Raw genomic sequence first — 19,726 nt, 5'->3', positions numbered from 1 at the left:
TCGCGAAGCGAAGCGTCGCTTGGCGGACTACTGGTCTTTGCGCGGTCGCAGGTTGCCGAACAAAAGTTCGGCGCGGCGAACGGCCGTGGGATCTAGCTCGCGACAGGTCGCTAGCGCTTGAGCGGCATCGGGACGTGGGGAGGTGCGGAAGTAGTTGACGATGTGGATTCGGATCGGTCCGGAATCGGGCTGGGCGTACAACTCCATCAGACGCGGGCCGACGGTCCAGTCTTCCATGCGAGCCAGGTCAGGGATGACGTAAGCTGCCAAGCGAACGTTGCGCAGCAAAGGATGCAGCGCCGCGGCGAGTTCCGTTTGGTCAAACCGCTTCGTCTCGACGGCGTGAAAACGGATCGCGTTCAGAGCCATGAAAAGCGTTTGCTCATCATCGCTGCTACTCAACAGTTGATTTACCTGCTCCAAACCAGTTGGACCTGCTAGCGACATGTAGCAGCCCATCGCTGCGTCCCAACCAATTGCGTTGCGGTCGATCGTCTTATCGTCGATTACACGCTGGACCAACGCGGCATCTTCCGGCTCGCCACAGACGCTCAACAACGTCCACATCAATCGGATGCGATGCGGCGGTGTCGTGTCGTCCTTCAGATAGGACTGCAGGTTCTCTAGCACCCACTGACGATCGAGCCGATCGCCCAGCCCGTCGATGTCGGCGAAAGGGGCTCGCGCGAATTCGTTGTACGCGTCGTCGGCGACATGCCGATCTTCGGCGACAAGAAAGGGCAAGAAGTAGGCGAGCCGGTCGCTGCCGGCAGCCGGAGCTGACTGCAGGCCGTTGAGATACTTGACGGAAACGGGAGCCAGCGGCAGCGGTGCCGACCACTGCGGCGCCTCCGCTTCCCCAAAGGCGAACAGAAGCACCGGGCCGGTCGGAGGTTCCTCGGGCAGGATGTAGGCTTCGACTCGCGGGCCGATCCGATCGTCCCCTTTGAGAACTTTGGTGACTTGGAATTTCGCCAGCTGCATCCCAATCTCGGATGCCGGCGACGCCGCGTCGCGATCCCATTGAGCGATCACGCACGCGGCCGATTCACGAATGTCGTCCGACAGCGTGCTGGCCAACGCTTCGCAGAACAAACATCCCAGCGCCAGGCGTGGGATGGCGAGCAGAATCAGGCAAGCGAGCAGCGGACGCATGGGCGAGACCCGTTTAGATCGAGGCTTTGATATCGTCGAAGGATCGCGTTTCGTAATCGATCCCGACGTAATCAAGTACTCGACACAGGCCACGCATCGCAACGCCAAAGCCGTCGGGACCGCTGAAGCCGCCGAACTGGCCGCCACCCTTGACGTGTGGTTCCAGATCGCAAACGACGCCTGGAGCGCCACGCTTGGCCATCCGCGCTTCGACTTCTGGCATGTAAGCCGCCAGGTCGCGCAAGATCGCTTCGTGCCCACAATCGCCGCGGTCGGCGGGAACGAAGTTCTTCAGCGAAGCTTCGTCGACGTGATGGATGCGTCCCGTGGGGCTTGGGTCGTGGTAGTCCTTGATGTGCAACCAACCCAGGCCGGGTTTCATCGCCAAGTACTGCTCGTAAACTTGATCGGCCGAAAAACCTTGGGTGCTGATGTTGGCACCGTCGAAGATCGTGACCAACGCGGGATGGTTGACTCCTTCGTGCAGTTGAGCCATCAGTTGACCGGTTTGGCCGATCAGATTCGCTTCGACTTCCAGGCCGTAAGTCAGGCCGTGCGAGTCGCAGACTTCAGCGATCTTGCCCAGCTGGTCGCAAGCTTGGCTCAAGTGATCTTCGGGCTTGGTCCCCTTGGGGTGGTAATAGGAGAAGCCGCGGATCAGTTTGCAATCGAACGCGTTCGCCAGTTCGCAGGCGCGGACGACTTCGGTCTTCAAATATTCTTCGAAGGGGACGTAGCGGTTGCTGGTTCCGTCGTCGACGTCTTTCAGTTTCACTTTGCCGATCGGCGAACCGAGCGTTGCGACGCGGAGGCCGTAGGCGTCCATCAGTTCGCGGATCGTCTTGATCTCGGGGTCGGTCAATTGCATCGCGTTCTTGATGCCATCGCCAGCGTCGATGAATCGCAGCGAAAACCACTTCATGCCCAAAGCGGCAAAGGCGGCGAACTGTTGAACGGCGGTCTTGTCGATCGCGGCTTCGTCGGAAAATCCAGAAAGCAGAACGGATGGAGCGGAGGCAGGCATGACGTGATTACTCGGTTTTCAGTTTGAAAAAGGAAAGGTGGGAAGCGGGCGATTATTCGTCTTCGGAATCAGGATATTCGACAACGATCACGCTGGACAAACCACCGCGTGGCGTCCAACGACTCTCTAAATTCGCCCAACGTGGCTTTACGGCATTCACAAAGTCGTCCATGATCCGATTGGTAATGTGTTCGTAGAAGATACCCTCGTTGCGGTATCGTTGCAGATACATCTTCAAGCTTTTCAGTTCGATACACAGTTCGTTGGGAACGTAAGTAAAGACCAACGTGCCGAAATCGGGCTGTCCCGTCTTCGGGCAGACCGATGTAAACTCGGGGCACGTGTGTTCGATCGTGTAGTTTCGACCAGCGTACGGGTTATCAAACGTTTCTAGCAGATCACCAAAGTCAGTGGACACTTCGCATTCTCCTGAATTAAACCGGACATTGTCGCATTCGCTCTCCAAGGCGAAAGGGGGTACGCTGCGCATTGCCGAACTTTATGCCAGTCGGCAAGGCGAGGGCCTTTTAACGGGAACATCCAGCGCATTCATCCGAGTCAGCGGATGCAACCTGCGATGCTGGTTCTGCGACACCCCCCACGCCTCTTGGAATCCCGAAGGGGCTCAGCAGTCGATCGACAGCATCGTCGCCGATGTCATGAAATTGCAGGTCTCCCACGTCGTGCTGACTGGGGGCGAACCGATGCTGTTTCCCGAGATCGTCACGCTCTGCCGGCAACTGGCCGACCGCGGCCTGCACACGACGATCGAAACCGCCGGCACTATCTACCAAGATACAGCCTGCGACCTGATGTCGATTAGCCCCAAACTGGCGGGCAGCCGCCCCCGCGATGGGAGCATCGGTGAAAAGTGGCAGCAGCAGCATGATCGTCGCCGCTGGGCTGTTGATGTCGTTCGCCGGTTGATGGTTGAGTCGCCCGATTATCAATTAAAATTTGTCGTCGACGAGCCGGACGAACAGGTCGAGGTTCAGCGGATGGTCGACGAACTGCGCCCGGACGTCGATCCCGCCAAAGTCTGGATCATGCCCCAGTCGCGTTCGACGGCGGAGCTGGACGCGCACGAATCGTGGCTGCGTCCCTGGTGCGACCAGCAAGGGTTCCAGTACTGCGACCGGATGCATTTGCGTTGGTACGGCAACGTCCGCGGAACCTAGTTGCGCGGGACTGCGACTACGCCAGCACCGGCTTGATCACGTGTCCATGCACATCGGTCAAACGGAACCGTCGGCCTTGGTATCGGAACGTCAACCGCTCGTGATCGATCCCCAATTGATGCAGGATCGTCGCCTGCAGGTCGTGAATGTGGACCGGGTTCTCCGCGACGTTGTAGGAAAAATCATCGGTCTGGCCGTACGTGATCCCCGGTTTGATACCGCCACCGGCCATCCAAATCGTAAAACATCGCGGATGGTGATCGCGGCCGAAGTTCGTCGCCGAAAGCTTTCCTTGGCAATAATTGGTCCGACCAAATTCGCCCGCCCAGACGACAAGCGTGTCTTCCAATAGCCCGCATCGCTTCAGGTCCTGGACCAACGCCGCAGCTGGCTGATCGGTCTCGCTGCACTGCCGCTTGATTCCACCGGGCAGGCCGCCGTGCTGATCCCAGCCTTGATGATACAGCTGAATAAAACGGACGCCGCGCTCGGCCAATCGTCGCGCCATTAGGCAGTTCGCTGCAAACGTTCCCGGATTCTTGGCCTCGGGCCCATACGAATCGATCACCTGCTGGCTCTCGTCGGCGAAGTTGGTCGCTTCGGGAACGGAAGCTTGCATCCGAAAGGCGAGCTCGTGTTGAGCGATCCGCGCTTCGATCGCCGGATCGGAAGTCTCTGCGATCTGCATCTCGTGCAGCCCCCGCAATGTGTCGAGCATCGCCCGCCGCGATGCCCGATCGACGCCGGCGGGATTGTTCAGATACAGCACCGGATCTTCGCCCGACCGGAAGCGGACGCCTTGATGCTGAGCGGGCAGGAAGCCGCTGCCCCACAGTCGCGAGACAAGTGGTTGCCCGCTTTTGTTCTTGGTCACCAAGACCACAAAGGAAGGCAGGTTTTCGTTGTCGCTCCCCAAGCCGTAGCTGAGCCAAGCGCCCATGCTCGGCCTGCCTGGAAATTGCGAACCGGTCTGGATAAAGGTGACGCCCGGGCCGTGGTTGATCGCATCGGTATGGACCGATTTGATGAAGCAGAGCTCGTCGGCGATCGCCGCGGTATGTGGAAGCAGCTCGCTGACGGTCGCTCCCGATTCCCCATGCTGCTGGAACTTGAAAGTGGAACCAACAAGGGGCAGCGACGCCTGATTGCCGCTCATCCCAGTTAGCCGCTGGGTGCCGCGAATCTCGTCGGGCAGTTCGCTGCCATGCCGCGCGTTCAGTTCCGGCTTATGATCGAACATGTCGATCTGAGACGGCCCGCCCGCTTGGAACAGGAAGATCACGCGTTTCGCTCGCGGGGCGTGATCGATCCCGAGTGGTGTTGCCGCGGCAGCGGCGTTTGGGTTGACCAAGTCGGCCAAAGCAATCGAGCCCAGCCCCATCCCAAACTTTTGCAACATCCGGCGTCGCGACGCGCCCAGCGGCGATTCAAATCCAGTGCATTTCATCGTGCAGATCACCTTCGCATCACGGCGGGATCAAAATTCATCAGAGTCGATACGACAACGGTCAGCGCCGCCCAACGCGGGCGCAACAGATCAGCTGTCTCGCGGCTGCTGCCAACATTTAAGAGCGCGTCGGTCGCCGCTGCGTCTTGTTCAAACTTGACGGTTTGTTGTTGCAGCAACGACAGAACCAGTTCGGCTTCCCGCGGCGTCGGCTGGCGTTGCGTCAGCCGTTGAAAAACCGCGTCGATCCGCGCCGCATCGTCGCTCTCTTGCAACGCGACGTTCATGGCGAGGAACCTCGCCGCTTCAACGAACTGCGGCGCGTTCATCAACACAAACGACTGCAACGGCGAACTCGTCCGCTCGCGTCGCAGCCGGCAAACGTCTCGCTTCGAGGCATCAAACGTCATCATCGCCGGCGGCGGGCCGGTCCGTTTCCAGTAGGTATAGACGCTGCGTCGGTACAGCCCGGATCCAGTATCAAACGGCTTCGGCTTAAAAGATTCAGAGACCTCGTAAGGATTGACCGAAGGCCCGCCAAGCGTTTGATCCAACAGGCCGCTGGCCTGCAGGTAACCATCGCGCAACATTTCGGCCGACAGTCGGAAGCGAGGCGCGCGGGCCAGCAGCTTGTTTTCTGGATCGATCCGCCGCGCCTGTTCGCTACACTCGGACGATTGCCGATAGGTCGCCGACATCACGATTTGTTTTAACAGCCGCTTCACATCCCATCCGTTTTCGATGAAGTCGCTGGCTAGCCAGTCGAGCAATTCGGGATGCGTCGGCCGAGCCCCTTGCGTTCCAAAATCTTCGGGAGTGCGGACAAGGCCTTCACCAAACAACATCTGCCAATGACGATTGACCGCGACGCGAGCCGTCAGCGGATTGCCTGGATCGGTCACCCAGCGGGCGAGCCCCAATCGATTGCGAGGCCACTGCGGATCGAAGGCCGACAAAGCTTCAGGCGTTGCGGCCGAAACAAGATCGGCTGGTGCGTCGTAGAGTCCGCGCGACAGCAGATGCGTCGGCCGATGCTGCGGAAGTTCGCGCATCACCATGATCTCTTCCGCAGCGTCTTGGACCGCGGCCAGCTTTTCTCTCGTCTGCATCAACTGTTGCCAGTGTTCCGCCATCGCGAGATCGACGCTCAGCAGATAACGCTGACGAAGTTGCGAATCCTCTGCGTCGCCAAGGGCTTCCGCCGCATCAACCGTCGCCAATTGGATCGCTTCGGCTTGCGATAACTCACGATCAAAGACCCGAAACTCGTCGACAAGCCCCTGCTTGAATCCGCGGTCTCGAAACCGAGCCCCGATGATCACGTTGTCGTTTCCGCCGCCGGTGATTTGACGCGTCAAGCGATCACGGACGACCGTGGTCGCCATCGGCTTGCCATCGATGAAAATTTGAATCCCCGCGGCGCGGCTCGATCCATCGTACGCGATGCTGACCGCTTGCCACGTGTCGATTGCGATCGGTTCGACGATCTGGACGCTGATCGCATTCCCGGGCCAGAAATGGATGAGCGAGAACTGCAAGCGGCCGTCGATGATCAGCAGTTCATACCCGCGGCTGGCCGCATCGGTCCAGGCACGCGAACGATGAAAGACAACCGCCCGCTCGAAGGCTTCGGGGCTGTTCATCCAAAGGGAAATGGAAAAGGGTTGGAAGCGGCGGAAGTTGCCGACGTCCAACTTGACTTCGTCATCCCCCGTCAGTTTCACTGCGTTTCCAACCACTCCTGGAACAGTTGCGTTTCCCTTTTCTGATTCGAAATCGAGGTGTTTGATCTGGCCGGGGATTTCCGATGAGCGTTCGCTGCCGAGCCACTTTTGAAACTGCGGTTCACGTTCTTCGGACAACTCCGCGGTTTGCGATTCCAGTTGCGCGATCTGATTGCGCAAGGCTTCGATCTGTTGTTTTTGGGCGTCGTGGAACAGTGGCATCGTCGGCGTGGGGACCGCGGGAGTGAAGTAGGAATAGAGTCCCGCTTCATCGATGTTGTCGAAGAACGCACTCAATTCGTAATAGTTCCGCTGCGAAAGCGGATCGTATTTATGATCGTGGCAACGGGCGCATTCCATCGTCAGGCCAAGGACCGCGGTGGAAAACGTCTGCGTCCGGTCGGCCACATATTCGATCCGGAACTCTTCGGGGACGCTTCCCCCTTCGACTTTCTGAGGGTGCAGCCGGTTGAAGGCCGTGGCGAGGATCTGGTCGTCGCTGGCGTCGGGCAACAAGTCGCCAGCGATCTGTTCGGTCAAGAATTGATCGTAGGACATGTTTTGGTTGATCGCCGACAACACCCAGTCTCGCCAGGGCCAAACGCGGCGATCGCGATCGACTTGATAGCCGTAGGTGTCGGAGTAACGGGCGGCGTCGAGCCATTCGGTCGCCAAGCGTTCGCCAAGCTCCGGCGAGGCGAGCAGATGATCTACAAGCCGCTCGTAGGCGACGGCTTGTTCCGGCGCGGTCGTTCCCCAACGACTCAATAGATGCTGCAACTGGGGCGCCGACGGTGGCAGACCGGTCAGGTCGTAATAAAGCCGGCGGATCTGTCGCTGCGGGGGCGCTTGCCCAGTTCGCTGAAGGCCTTCGGTTTGCAAGCGTCTATCGATAAATCGGTCGATCGCCGATTCCACGCTGGCGGTTCCGTCGGCTAGCGGTGGCGGGATGGTTGGCGACCGGATCGGTTCGAACGACCAGTGCCCTTTCCAGGGAGCGCCTTGTTGGATCCAGTTTCGGATCAGCGAGATCTCATCGGCCGTCAGGTTCAAGTTGGAATCTGGCGGCGGCATGACGAGGTCTTCGTCGTCCGATGCGATCCGCGCGAACAGCTCGCTTGCCGACGGATCGCCCGGCGTGATCGTCTGCTCTGCGAACACGCCATCGATCGATGCGAAGAGCCCTTCGCGGGTATCGAGCCGCAGATCCGTCGACCGCTGCGCCGCGTCGGGACCATGGCAGACAAAGCAACGGTCTGACAGCAGCGGCTTGATATCGAGATCGAAATCGACGACGCGGTGCGGCGGTTGGGCAAGACTTGCCGTCGTTGAGATGCAGGCCAAACTCAGCAGTAAACCAAGTCGAAGAGGGTAGTTTGTCATGCGGCTATTGTAGCGTGCTGCTACGTCGCCAGCAAAACCGCGATGCTGTCGGCCCCCGATCGGCTGTCGCAGTTCATGTGGGTGTGCACGTACCCGGTGGTTGGCGCAGAATCGCAGTAGCCGGAAACCTTCACTTTTTCTTGCTCCTCTGTCAGCCCAACCTATAGTTCAAAGGACGCTAGGCGCTGCGTCAGCAAATTTTGCGAAGGCGCGTTGCTGTGGTACATCGATAACTTGGGCACCGTTGTGGATTTCATTCGTCGTTTCTGGATATTTGGCTTGATCATCGTGATGGTGGCGCTTCACGCGTTGATCATCGTGACCGTTCGCAAAGAACTGGTGAAGATCAAAACCGAAGAATCCCAAGCGTTTGACCTAGGCGAGTTTCGATTCCAGCGCGTCGACGACAAATCGACGGTCTACCAAGTCCATCTGTACGCACTGCTGGAGCCAAGTCAATCGCTGCGAGGCCGGAAGGAATTGCAAAAGAACATCGCGACGTTGAACGAGGTGGTTGGACAACAGTTGCGGTTGGCCGAGAAGAATTGGTTGGCCGATCCGATCCAAACCGATCTGAAGCATCATCTCAAGCAAGAGATCAGCAAGTCGATGAACATCGATTTTCTAGAGCAGTTGCTGGTCACCGAGTGGCTGGAGCTTCCTGTGGGAATCGCCACAGGCACGACTTTGTCTCAAAATCAATCGCTGGCAAGCGGCTCGTAACGCCCGAACTGTTTCAGCCCGTGGGACTCGCAAGCGGCTGGCTACGCTGTCCCGCCGGCGTCGCTGAACTCGGGGTGCTGTCCCGATTGATAGTGCCGCCCGAAGCGGTTCTTAATAAAGTCATCGAAGCCGACTTGTTCCTGTCGGACGAATCCTTGCGATGGCAATTCGCTAGCGACATGCATATCGACGACCGCGCAAATCGCAGCGGCTGTCGTGATCTGGATCGCGCTCCACTGCTCTCCCTCGATCTGGCGAGCGTATATCTTCCGGGCGTCGCTCAACTGGACCAATTGCCCGTTGCGTTGGCCGGTCACGGTACAGAAGGTAATCACAAGGTCTTGGAACGTCACCGGGACGGCGTGTTCCAGAATGTCTTTCAGCAGTTCGCGGCGCTGGCCCAATTGAAGATCGTTGATCAGGAACGCGACCAAGTCGCGATGCCCGAGGTAGCGGATCGTTTTGTAGTTGAGCGATCCGACGCGGTCGTGCAGCGTGTCGCACAATGTCCCCAGTCCACCGCTGGTGTTGAACGCTTCGTAGCGTGCGCCGTCGATCGAAAAATGTTCCAGTCCCTCCAGCGGTAGACTGTCGATTCGCTTTCCACGATAGATCGTTTCGCAGGGATTGCAGTATTCGTTGATCAGGCCGTCGGTCGACCATGTCAGGTTGTACTTCAGTGCGTCGGTTGGATATTGCGGCAGTGCTCCAACTCGCATTCGAACCGATTCCAAGCTGTCGAACTGGCGGCTCAAATGCATCGCGATGATCGAGATGAATCCGGGGGCGAGTCCACATTGCGGCATAAATATCTGCCCCACCACGGCATCTTCGGCGACCGCTTGCACCGCCCGCGTCGTCTGCACATCTTCGGTCAGATCGAAATAGCTGGCTCCCGTCTGCAACGCCACCTCTGCAATCAAGGGATTGAAGCGGAAGCTGAGCGCAGAGATCACGATCGTTCGATCGGCCATCGCTCGCGACAACGCTGCGCGATCGGTTGCGTCGAGCAACAAGGTGTCTACCGCTTTGCACGGTTTGATCCTCGCTAGCGCGGTCGACTGCGAATCGGCGACTGTTACCATGTAGTCCCCGGTTTCCGCTAAGAATCCGGCGATCATGCGACCGATCTTTCCGGCACCCAACAGCAGCACATTGGTCATCATCGATTCTCCAAAGGGCCCCAGAAACGGATAATAGGGAAACAGCAAGACTCTGTCATTATAGACCCACAGGGAAGTCGATCCATGGTGAATCTGCATCCATCCGCCGCGAACAATTTCCATTGGCAACCGCAACCCGACGCGTGGCGGTGCATCGCGAGGATTGTGCAAACGTTGGCCGCCGACGAACCTTATATCCAGGACCTTGCCGTTCGGATGCTGTCCGAGACCGGGACGCGCTTGATCGATTGGGTCGCGGAAATTCGCTTGCCTTTTGGTTCTCCCGAAGTCGACAATTTGATGGCCGCTGGATTTGTCGACGCAGGCGATGCCCAGCGCCAATTACTAGTTAATCCCGATGGCATGTTCCCTGTCGTTCATCTGCAAGCCGAATCGTCCAAGCCTTGCCTGGCGATCAAGGTCGATCGACTGGCTGATTTTTGCACAGCAAATGGAGGCAGCAATTGGGAGCAGGCTAAAGAGCAAGGGAATGGATTTCTCAGTTGCACTGCCGTGGTCCACGAGGGGGCGAAGTGCGATTTGGCGGCTGTTGAAAATCACGGCAGCGCGCCGCAGCAATCCGCGCCGCAGTTGGCGGACCACGTCGCTGCGTTTCGCACGGCGGTTGCGGGGCGGAGTCGTCCGGTCGCGCGAGTCGATGCGGGGGCGGCGTTCGACGCAACGATCGCGTTGCTTCGCGATGCGGTTGCCAAATTGGGAACCGGTTTGGCTTGTGACCTCTTCTTCCGAGCGGAACGCAAGTATTGGCAGCAGCGCAATCTGGCGGCTCGGCTTCAAAAGCAACGGCAGGACGCGTTGGGACTCGGCTGGGGAAACCACGATCATCACACCTACCGATCCAGCCGAGCCGGTTTTCATCGATTGATCGAAGCCTTGGAAGTCCTCGGATTTGTCTGTCGCGAGCGGTTTTACGCCGGAGCGGACGCCGGTTGGGGAGCTCAGGTTTTAGAGCAATCCGAAGCGGGCGTGATCGTATTTGCCGATGTCGATCTATCGCCCGATGAGGTCGCTGGCGATTTTGCTCATCAGCCGCTGGAGGATCGATCCGAACTGGGGACGGTCGGATTGTGGTGCCGATTGCATGGCGAAGCCTTCCTGGCGGCGGGAATGCATCATCTGGAATGCCAGTTCGATTTCGATGCAGCCCGAGCGCAGCTGGCTTTGCTGGGGATCGCCACGATGGAACCGTTCACCGACTTTCCCTTCTTGCGGCAAGCGTTCACCGCGGCGGAAACCTGGGCTGTCGATCCCGAGGTGCTTCGCGAAGCGGTCGCCGACGGCGCGATCACCGCTGCGGAAGCGGAGCGGTTCGAAAAACAAGGAGCCAGCGGATCGCATCTCGAGATACTCGAGCGGAACGACGGCTACAAAGGGTTCAATCAAACGGGAATCAGCGACATCATCCAACGGACCGACCCGCGGCACTCCCGCACATCCTCCTCCTGATCCACCATCGCCCACTTCCCCAAAATCCCCGACCCTAATGATTTTGCATACCAAACGAAGGGGAAAGCCTTTTTGTCAACAAAAAAACCCAGGCTGCGACACCTGGGTAGTTTGTTCAAATTTGCTGTCATCGAACCGTGTCGATTACAGGTCCTCGTCGGAAAGAACGAATTCGTTATTGGGTACATTCGAGAGTTTACCATAAGGCGTCATCAAAGCTCGGTATACCTTGTAGTCGATCTCTTCATTGATGTACCGCATTCCACCATCAGCAAATGCTGCATTGGCTCCCCCTGTGTGGTACGAACTTGGTCGTGCTCGCACCTGAAGGGCGCCATGAGCAAGAGTTTCAGTATAGATATCACCACCATTAATTTTCAAAGCCTGTTGCTCTGACGCGCTCAATGCTGCACCTGAGTACCACCAAAGCGCGCCAGTGCTGGCCTCAACGGCTGTCGCACTGATATTAGACAAGTTGGTTGGCACCAAGTTGGTTGTTGGGTCTGCGGTGACCCAGTACCAAGGCCGTGCTTGAACATTCTCTGCGAACAACATCGTATGTGCTTTCGAGTCACGGATGTTCTCCATACGAACCTTTGGATCTCTGTCAGTCCCGAGCCCGTCACCCCATGTGCCTGAACCACCAGCCGCATCGACGGGGCGAGCTTGTAGGCTAAATACCCCATTCGCGGGACTGTTAATGATGGGTGCAGGACTGGTTGGGAAACCACCTCCAGAGAATGTTCCATTATTGCTGACGTAACTGTTCTTACCGTACTCTTCGAGCGAGTTCGATATGTCGCTTGGGCACTGGAAAATCTCCATATTCGGAACTTTACGGCTGTCGTAACCGCCCGATCCATATGTCGCATTGGTTGTTAGCACCGAATATTCGTTGACTGTCCAAAATTCGTAGACGGGCTGATTGTCCAAGTCAGCCAACAATGCGACTGCCCAGGTTCCGAATTTCGCGTGGTCTACGTCAAAGTCTCCCGACGTACCAGTCGGATCATAAACAGTGGTGTGGTTATAGTCGCCGTAGTGCTGCATGTACCCTGGAAATTTGCCCTTGCGCATTTCGTATTGGATCGCAGCCAGGCCGAGGTTGCGGATGTTGTTGGCGCATTGCGTCTTGCGAGCGGTTTCCCGGGCTCGTTGGACCGCGGGGACAAGCAGCCCCATCAAGATGCCGATGATGGCGATCACCACCAAAAGCTCGACCAAAGTAAAACCTATCCGTTGACGCTGCACCATCTCTCCACTCCTCTGAAACCAAGATAAGAATTTGGGGTGTGTTTTGAGTCCCTAGTTAACGGAATTGTCTCACAATGGTGAATCAAAGTCCAGCAAACAAACGTTAAATTTTCGAACCCTGTTAGGGAGCGCCCCCGCACCTAATCCTCAGATTAGGGGCACCTAGACCTCCTGCCCACCCACCCGGATGTAAAACTGGGCAACCTACAGCGTCGTTACCGCCTCTGCCATTGTTTCTCTTGGTAGCGTTTGTCCGATGTCGATGCTCTGTAGCAATAAGTCGGATGATCCGTATGCCTAACGCCGGCATCAATCCCCTCGTCAGGGGCAGATCCAGCCGGTTCTAAATCGACAAGAAGGAAATTAGAGCGATGGGAAGTCGAAACCTGGTACAGGGGCTCGCGTTGGTTCTGGGCAGTATGCTGTCATACAACGCCGTTCATTCTCAAGAAGTTCTCGACTACCTGATCGTCGAAGGTGGAGCCGAACGGATCGCTAGCGTCGTCGAATATGACAACGATACCGATGCGATCGCACAGGTCGGATACGGTTCGATGTGCAGCGATGGCAATTGCGGCGGCTGTGACATGTGTCAAACGCCGGTCTGTGACGACGTCTGTGCCAGTTCGACTTGCACGCCTCCGTGGTGGGCTCACCGCACCGGCGTGTTTGGCGAGTTTCTCTACTTGCGCCCCGGTGACACCGATACTGTCTATACGATCGAGCAGAACGATACGACAGCGGGCGCCTTTCCGACCGGACCGATCGGGACGACAGCCGTCGACTTCTCCGCCGGCTTTCGCGTCGGGGCTATGCTAGCGAACACCTATACAACCAGCTTGGTTGTCGCGTACACGCACTGGGAAGGTGACACGCAGGACAGTATCGCCCGCAACGGCACCAACGTCTTGAATTCGCAGATCATTCACCCGAGCACCTTCACCACTGGCGGCAACAGCTTGCAATCGAGCGCGTCGAGCAGCATCAGCTTCGACCAGATCGATGGCATCTATCGCCACAAACTGTTCTGCACCGACACGACGATCTTCAATTGGTCGGGCGGTTTTCGGTACGGCCAGATGGAACAGGGGCTGCTCGCTCAACAGGACATTTCGGTAGCAACCGGCCTGGTCACCGTCGACACCGATATCGACTTCAACGGCTTCGGCTTGCTGATGGGAATCGATGCCGAACGTCGCAGCTGCAAGACCGGCATGTTGTGTTACACCAAAGGCGTAGCGTCGTTCTTGGGAGGCGAATGGACCGGCACCTACCGCCAATCGAATCAATTTGGTGGCGGCGTCGTCGCCAACCAATACGAAGACTTCCGGATCACGCCGGTCCTGGAAGCGGGACTGGGCGTGGGATGGCAGAGCGATTCGGGCTGCATCCGCGCCACCGCCGGCTACACCGCGACGTGTTGGTATAACGCTTTGAGCACGCGATCGTACGTCGACGCGGTTCGCAGCGGCAGCTACGTCGACGTCGACGAATCGATCGCGTTTGTCGGCTTGACCTCGCAGCTGGAATTCCGATTCTAAACGCATCGGTCAACCGCACTCGGTTTGGCAATCACTCGCTGAGCGATTGCAGGTAATCCAACAGCGATGCGAGATCGTGAACGCTGTAGGTGTTCATCAGCCCATCGGGCATCACCGAGATCGGCAGCGTTTTGCGGATCTCGATCTCCTCTTTCATGACAGTGAACTCCTTGGCGTTCTGATCGCGCAGCGTCACGCGATCGCTCTGCTCATCGGTAACAAAACCTGTCAACGTGTCGCCATCGAGCGTCACGATCACGTTGGTCACGAATCCTTGCGCGATCGTCTTGCTCGGTTGCAGAATCGCCGCGGCCAGTTCGGGACGCTTGTAGGTGCGAGCGATATTCCCCAGGAAAGGTCCCTTCTGCGGTTCGTCTTTGCTGATCGTGTGGCAAGCGGTGCAGTTGGCTTTGGCAAAGACCTGCTTGCCCCAGCTGACATCTCCCGATTTCGCAACCGCTTGTTGCACTGCCTTGTCGATCGCCAGCGAACTCAATTTCGGCGACATATCGGCCGGGCGAGGTTTCAGTTTCAACCGCTTCGCCGCCGCCTTGGCAGCTTCGGCGAGCGGTGCATCCGAAGCGTTGATCGAAGCCAAAATCTGTTCGTCCAATAGATGGCTGTCCGTCGCCGCAGCCGCTCGCATCAGCCGCGCGGCTCGGTCGCTGGCATTCGCCCAAGCGCTGTCGATCGCTTGGCGAGCTATCTCGCGCGTCTCTGGACTTCGCTCCTTCTGCTCCGCCAATGCGATTAGGCCGGCATCGGCCCACAGACTCGCTTGCCGCGCGGGATCGTTCGCCAATGCGACCAACGCCTCGGCATATTGATCCAACTTCGGCGACTTCAGAAACGCCGCCGTCGCCGACTTCAGCGGGTCGCGGGCTCCCGAGACTTTGCTCAGCGAATCGATCGCGGTCACGATCGCGCCGACCGCGTCGGGCCCTTCGATTTTCGAGAGCGCAGCGACAGCGTCAGCCAACGTCGCGGGAGAAGTCTCCGACGAACTGGCCGCTCGGGTCAACAACGCCATGCCAGCTGGCGCGATATCGCTGGCGGACGCCAATTGCGTTACAGCCGTTGGGATCAGGCTGAAATCGCCATCGGCCAATTCCAACAGCCGGTCGAGCGCTTCGGTCGATTCGATCCGATTGCGAGTCATCGTCTGCACCAACCAAGCCGCTTCGTCACCGGAAGCCTTCGCCAGTTCCGCCTTCAAGGTTGCAGCTATCTTTGGCGTCGCATCCCACGGTTCGGGTTGATAATACGGGCCGCGCGTATCGGGCCGCGTCCCCCACGATTGCCCGTTCCAGACGCCTTCGTGGAAATGCAATCGGCACAGGGTTGCCAGGATCGCCCGGCGATCCGCGGTCGCGTCGGCTTTCGCCAAACGGTCGATCAAGCTGTCGACAACGTCGGGCGAATGCATCATCGCCAGGGCGCGAAAGGCTGCGTCGGCGGCAAGCTTGTCGCCGTCGATCGCTCGCCAGCAGACCTCGCTGCTGCCGCGATGGGCCAACGTGCGGATGGCGACATGCACGATCACCGGGTCGGTCGCAGCGAGCGCCTTGATCAGTTCGTCGTCGCTGGCGTCGGTCTGCAAGTGTTCGACAAGGTTCCGGTCGCTCGAGCGCGCCTGCTTGGCGTCGGCCAACAACTTTTCCGCGGCGGGATGATTGCGATGCTTCAGTTCCCGCTGTGCGGCGATCCGGCGACGGTAGCTGGTCGATTCCAATCCCGCGATCAGGGCTTCGTCGGAAGCTTTGGCAAAGTCGATCATCGGTTCCGGTTGGAAACCCTTCGGCGTCACGCGAACGATGTAGCCGACATTGGGACCGGCCCATTTAAAGGTTGCCCCTCGCCAGCTGGCGACATACAGACCGCTGTTTCCGTCGACATCGGCGTCGGTCGGACGGGTCATTTTTACGATCGGTTCGGGTGGAGCGGTTTCGACAAAGGTCGATCCTTTGGGCTCCACCGTGTGTCGGTACAAGCCGCCGGTTCCCCAGTCGGCAGTCAGCGGAGCGTCGTTCCACTGGCCAAACCCAGGTTCGTCCAGATAGACCGCGCCACATCCCGAACCGCCACCGTAATCGGCCAGCGGCGCAACACACTCGTCATTGAAGTTCTTGTACAAACGCGGGTATCCGTGGTCGTCCATCCCGGTGAAGTGATGCAGTCGCACATCCCAACCGCCACCATCGTTGGTGTTGTCGCGAGCGAACAGATCCATCCGCGGACTGATCGCCACCTCCAAGATATTCCGCGTGCCGGTCGAATAGACTTCCAATCCGGTCCCATCGGTACGGACGCGGATCACGCCCCCACCGCGATGTTGCAGCTTGCGACCATCGCGACCGACGGCGTTCATAAATCCAAAGTCACCGCCGGCGATGTACAACCATCCGTCGGCACCTAGGCTGACGCCATTGGTTGTGTGATCGGCGGGCCGTTTGTCGTAACCAAACGCCAGGTCGCGGACCAAGATGTTCTGTTCGTCCGCGACGCCGTCGAGGTCGTGATCGATGAACTCGCTCAAATGCGGCGGGTGCATCAGATACAAACGGTCGCGATCCCAGACCAGGCCGCGCGGCGCGTCGACGGTGCAGAACGTCTTCGTTTCGTCGGCGCGACCGTCGCCATCGAGATCGCGCAACCGGATCACGCGGCCCCGTTCGGGATCGCGTCCCAGCGAACCGTTGCCATCGGAACTGACATACAGCGTCCCCTCGGGGGCGGCGGCGACAAAGACCGGATAATTGACGGCCGGTGGTGCTGCGAAAACCGTCGCTTCGAAGCCGTCAGCCAACCTGACGTCTTTGAGGATTTCCGCCTCTCGATCGGGCGAAAGGGGCAGGATTTGGGGCGGTGCGTTTCCGAAGGATGTGTAGAGTTCGGTGGCAAGCGGTTTAAACGCTTGCGGTTCGCCCTTGGGATCGGCGGGCCACAAGGCGTTGATTCCTTCCCCTTTCAAACGGATCTCGCGGATGCTGCACCAGTTTCCGCCGCTGGAACAACCCACTCCCGTCAGCCGCAGGAATTTGAACGCCTTCGGTTGGGCGATCTCGTGCGGCCCGTCCTCCCGGTTTTGATTGTCGGTTTGATCCAACAGCATCGTCCATGCTTTGGCGTCGTTCGATCCCTCGACGCGGTATCGATAGATGTGATTGGATTCCCACTTCAATCCGATCTGCGCGACCGCTCGCGGCTGTTCGAATTCGAATTGAATCCACTGGGGATAACTACCATTGGCGGCACACCACCGCGTCTGATCCGAACCGTCGATGGCATGCGCCAGCGGGTGCCCCGACTGCGTACTCGAAGCACTCATCCGCACAAGCGTCGCATCGTTGGGCATCACATCGGAGATCGCGTCGCTGGAAGGACGCAGTTTGGAATCGATGAAGGTGACCTTGTTCGATCCGCTGTACGGCTGCAAATCCTCTTCGGTCAATCGATCGCAGGCCCACAGCAAGCCACGGGTGATGAGATCCATGTATTTGTCATCAGCCACCGTGGCGGTGTTGTGTCCCAACGTGGTGCTGAAGCCGCGGATGCCGTCCCGCTCCGTCGTCCAGGCCACGATCGCATCGACAACTTCTTCTTTGCCGTTCTTGCCAACGACCTGCTTGCCCATCGCCAACGGTTTGGCGTCGAAGACTTTCACGTTGTTGTACAGCTCTTCGTTGATCGTCGTCCAATCGGCAAGCGTCTTGGTGATCGGATGCTGCGGGTCGACGTATCGGACTGCGATTGGTTTCTGGGGGCCGTGCGAATTCGATTGCAGGCCCAGGTGCCGAAACCAGGCGTCGCCGCCGGTGCGGAAGCTGTGCATGGCACAGTGCAGATGGACCGCCGGGATTTTTTGATGTACCTGTAGGATCCGGTTGACGATCGCTTGGTCTCGGATCCCCGCCGCGCATTCGTCGTGGATGATCACGTCGTAACCATCGGCCCAGTCCAATCGTTCGAACAGCGGGAACGGCGGCGTGACGGTCTTGTCGTCGGTCCAGTAGACGTCGACACGAACGTTCGCGCGGGCCGAGATCTCTTTGGCGATCACCGCTTGTTGGCCGGCGTAATCGTGGCAGCAACCGCCGGCGATCAGCAGAGCTCGCAGCGGAGGCCGGCCCGCTTCAGAATCAGAGGCTCCGTCTTGGGCGACACCGCTGGACGCAAGGAGGACGGATTGAGCTAGTATCAGCGCGCGGCACAACAAAACCGGACGCAAGCGAAAGCGTTTGTTCATGGACTTCGGGAAGCTTGAGAGTGAAGTTGGGAGATTATGGCAACGTGAGGTCTAGAAAGGGTAGCCTCTCTGGAAAATCCCGTCACCTTGGGGGGTAGATCTTCATGGTAGTCGGTCATGCAGTGATTGTCTTTGGGAACGCGATTCGTTCGATTCGGTCTTTTCGGGGGACGGATCGTTTTGATACGGTCCCAGCGACTTCAACGACCAGAACCGATGTTTCCCTAGGTGGAGAGCAGAATGATACGCGGGCAGTGGGTAACGCAACAACTATTTCAATCGATCACCGTGGCACTGTTGCTTGCTAGCGGAAGCATCACGATGGCCGCGCCTCCTTCGTTCCTTAATATGTTCACGCGTCGGACGGTCGAAGCCGATCCGAATGCGGAATACGTGTTGAGCGAAGAGAACGGGCCCTGGCTGATCCTGGCCGCCTGTTTTGGCGGCGAACAGGGGAAGAAACAAGCCTCCGATTTGGTGATGGAACTGCGGCAGGACCACAACCTGCCCGCCTACATCCACAAAGAAAATTACGATTACACCCGTCCGCTGATGGGTTCGGGGCCCCAACCGGTCAAGATGCGTCACTTAAACGGACGTAAATACGACTCGTATGCGGTTCTGGTCGGCGAATTCGACTCGCTGCAAAACCCTTCGCTTGAAAAGACCTTAGACTTGATCAAGCACGCCCAACCCAAATCGCTCGACTTTTCCGAGACCGGCAAGACGAGCCAACGCTTCGCCGCCTTCCGCCAGTTGCAATCGAAGCTGTTCAATAAAGGTGACGAGAAGCGACAGAAGGGTCCGATGGCCATGGCTTTCGTCTCCAAAAACCCGCTGCTGCCCGATGAATTCTTCAACGCCCCGGTCGTCGATGCGTTTGTCCGCAGCATGAACGAAGATGTCGAGCACAGTTTGTTGGACAATCCTGGCAAGTTCACCGTCGTCGTCCGTTCCTTCGGCGGCAACGCCACGACCGACTTTGGCAACGGTGCGGGAGCATCGAAGCTGGTCCCCAATCCAAATCGCTTGAACAAGGGTGCTGAACAGGCGCACAAGATGGTTGTCGCCCTGCGAGCCAAGGGAGTCGAGGCGTATGAATTCCACGATCGCTACCGCAGCATCGTGACCGTAGGTGAATTCGATCGCCTGGGCGAAGAGGTTCCCGGCGGCGAATTTCGCTACGCTCCTGAGATTTTGCAAACGATGCAGAAGTATTCGGCGGGCAAATCGATCCAGCAAGCCTCCCACGGCACACAACTGGCCGCCAACCACATTGCCGGGATTCCTTTTGACCTGAATCCGCACCCGATCGCGGTTCCACGGTCGAGCAAGCGCAGCCTGTACGCTGGGGCCCTGGGATTCGGCGGCTAATGCTGTCAACGCCCCCTTCACGTCGAGGGCTAGGTTTGCGAAATTTG

At 58.4% G+C, this 19,726-nt stretch carries 13 protein-coding genes; 5 read left to right on the top strand and 8 right to left on the bottom strand.

All coding sequences use genetic code 11. The features are described from left to right. Window positions 1-27: 27 nt before the first annotated feature. The 3 genes from EC9_RS11475 to queF are packed head-to-tail and all read right to left on the bottom strand — an operon-like array spanning window position 28 to window position 2,597. On the bottom strand, window positions 28-1,155 hold the full coding sequence (locus EC9_RS11475; RefSeq protein ID WP_145345284.1) for a hypothetical protein: 1,128 nt from the start codon (window positions 1,153-1,155) through the stop codon (window positions 28-30). A 13-nt stretch (window positions 1,156-1,168) separates the two neighbouring features. After that, complete coding sequence (locus EC9_RS11470; RefSeq protein WP_145345282.1) at window positions 1,169-2,179, bottom strand: sugar phosphate isomerase/epimerase family protein; 1,011 nt, start codon at window positions 2,177-2,179, stop codon at window positions 1,169-1,171. A gap of 52 nt (window positions 2,180-2,231) precedes the next feature. Continuing rightward, a complete protein-coding gene (gene queF, locus EC9_RS11465; RefSeq protein WP_231746136.1) occupies window positions 2,232-2,597 on the bottom strand; it encodes a preQ(1) synthase in 366 nt (121 codons plus the stop codon). 28 nt (window positions 2,598-2,625) lie between these two features. On the opposite strand from queF, the gene EC9_RS11460 reads away from it, so the two are divergent. Continuing rightward, window positions 2,626-3,357: a 7-carboxy-7-deazaguanine synthase QueE gene (locus EC9_RS11460; protein WP_246106081.1), complete on the top strand. Its 732-nt coding sequence runs from the start codon at window positions 2,626-2,628 to the stop codon at window positions 3,355-3,357. Window positions 3,358-3,373: 16 nt separating this feature from the next. On the opposite strand, the gene EC9_RS11455 is transcribed toward EC9_RS11460, so the two are convergent. Next, a complete protein-coding gene (locus EC9_RS11455; RefSeq protein WP_145345278.1) occupies window positions 3,374-4,804 on the bottom strand; it encodes a DUF1501 domain-containing protein in 1,431 nt (476 codons plus the stop codon). 8 nt (window positions 4,805-4,812) lie between these two features. After that, window positions 4,813-7,911, bottom strand: coding sequence for a DUF1553 domain-containing protein (locus EC9_RS11450; RefSeq protein WP_145345276.1), 3,099 nt, complete (start codon window positions 7,909-7,911; stop codon window positions 4,813-4,815). Between the two features lie 246 nt (window positions 7,912-8,157). Between EC9_RS11450 and EC9_RS11445 the strand changes: the two genes are divergently transcribed. Beyond that, window positions 8,158-8,634: a hypothetical protein gene (locus EC9_RS11445; protein WP_145345274.1), complete on the top strand. Its 477-nt coding sequence runs from the start codon at window positions 8,158-8,160 to the stop codon at window positions 8,632-8,634. 41 nt (window positions 8,635-8,675) lie between these two features. Here the strand turns inward: EC9_RS11445 and EC9_RS11440 are convergent, their stop codons facing one another. Next, the gene (locus tag EC9_RS11440; protein WP_218934739.1) at window positions 8,676-9,896 is read right to left on the bottom strand and encodes a saccharopine dehydrogenase family protein; all 1,221 of its coding nucleotides are present in this window, start codon (window positions 9,894-9,896) and stop codon (window positions 8,676-8,678) included. Here EC9_RS11440 and EC9_RS11435 point away from each other — a divergent pair. Beyond that, a complete protein-coding gene (locus EC9_RS11435; RefSeq protein WP_145345273.1) occupies window positions 9,882-11,264 on the top strand; it encodes a hypothetical protein in 1,383 nt (460 codons plus the stop codon). The genes EC9_RS11440 and EC9_RS11435 overlap by 15 nt on opposite strands. Before the next feature lie 144 nt (window positions 11,265-11,408). On the opposite strand, the gene EC9_RS11430 is transcribed toward EC9_RS11435, so the two are convergent. Further along, window positions 11,409-12,518, bottom strand: coding sequence for a DUF1559 family PulG-like putative transporter (locus EC9_RS11430; RefSeq protein WP_145349108.1), 1,110 nt, complete (start codon window positions 12,516-12,518; stop codon window positions 11,409-11,411). Between the two features lie 371 nt (window positions 12,519-12,889). Here EC9_RS11430 and EC9_RS11425 point away from each other — a divergent pair, with 371 nt between their 5' ends. Next, complete coding sequence (locus EC9_RS11425) at window positions 12,890-14,059, top strand: Lpg1974 family pore-forming outer membrane protein (RefSeq protein WP_145345270.1); 1,170 nt, start codon at window positions 12,890-12,892, stop codon at window positions 14,057-14,059. A 31-nt stretch (window positions 14,060-14,090) separates the two neighbouring features. On the opposite strand, the gene EC9_RS11420 is transcribed toward EC9_RS11425, so the two are convergent. Beyond that, window positions 14,091-18,305: a DUF7133 domain-containing protein gene (locus EC9_RS11420; RefSeq protein WP_145345266.1), complete on the bottom strand. Its 4,215-nt coding sequence runs from the start codon at window positions 18,303-18,305 to the stop codon at window positions 14,091-14,093. Window positions 18,306-18,545: 240 nt separating this feature from the next. Here EC9_RS11420 and EC9_RS11415 point away from each other — a divergent pair, with 240 nt between their 5' ends. Next, window positions 18,546-19,679 (top strand): hypothetical protein, encoded by a 1,134-nt coding sequence (locus EC9_RS11415; protein WP_218934738.1) that lies wholly within the window; start codon window positions 18,546-18,548, stop codon window positions 19,677-19,679. Window positions 19,680-19,726 lie beyond the last annotated feature (47 nt).

Origin of the sequence: Rosistilla ulvae (assembly GCF_007741475.1) — a bacterium.
GTDB lineage: Bacteria > Planctomycetota > Planctomycetia > Pirellulales > Pirellulaceae > Rosistilla > Rosistilla ulvae.
This window is presented reverse-complemented; position numbering and strand designations above follow the sequence as displayed.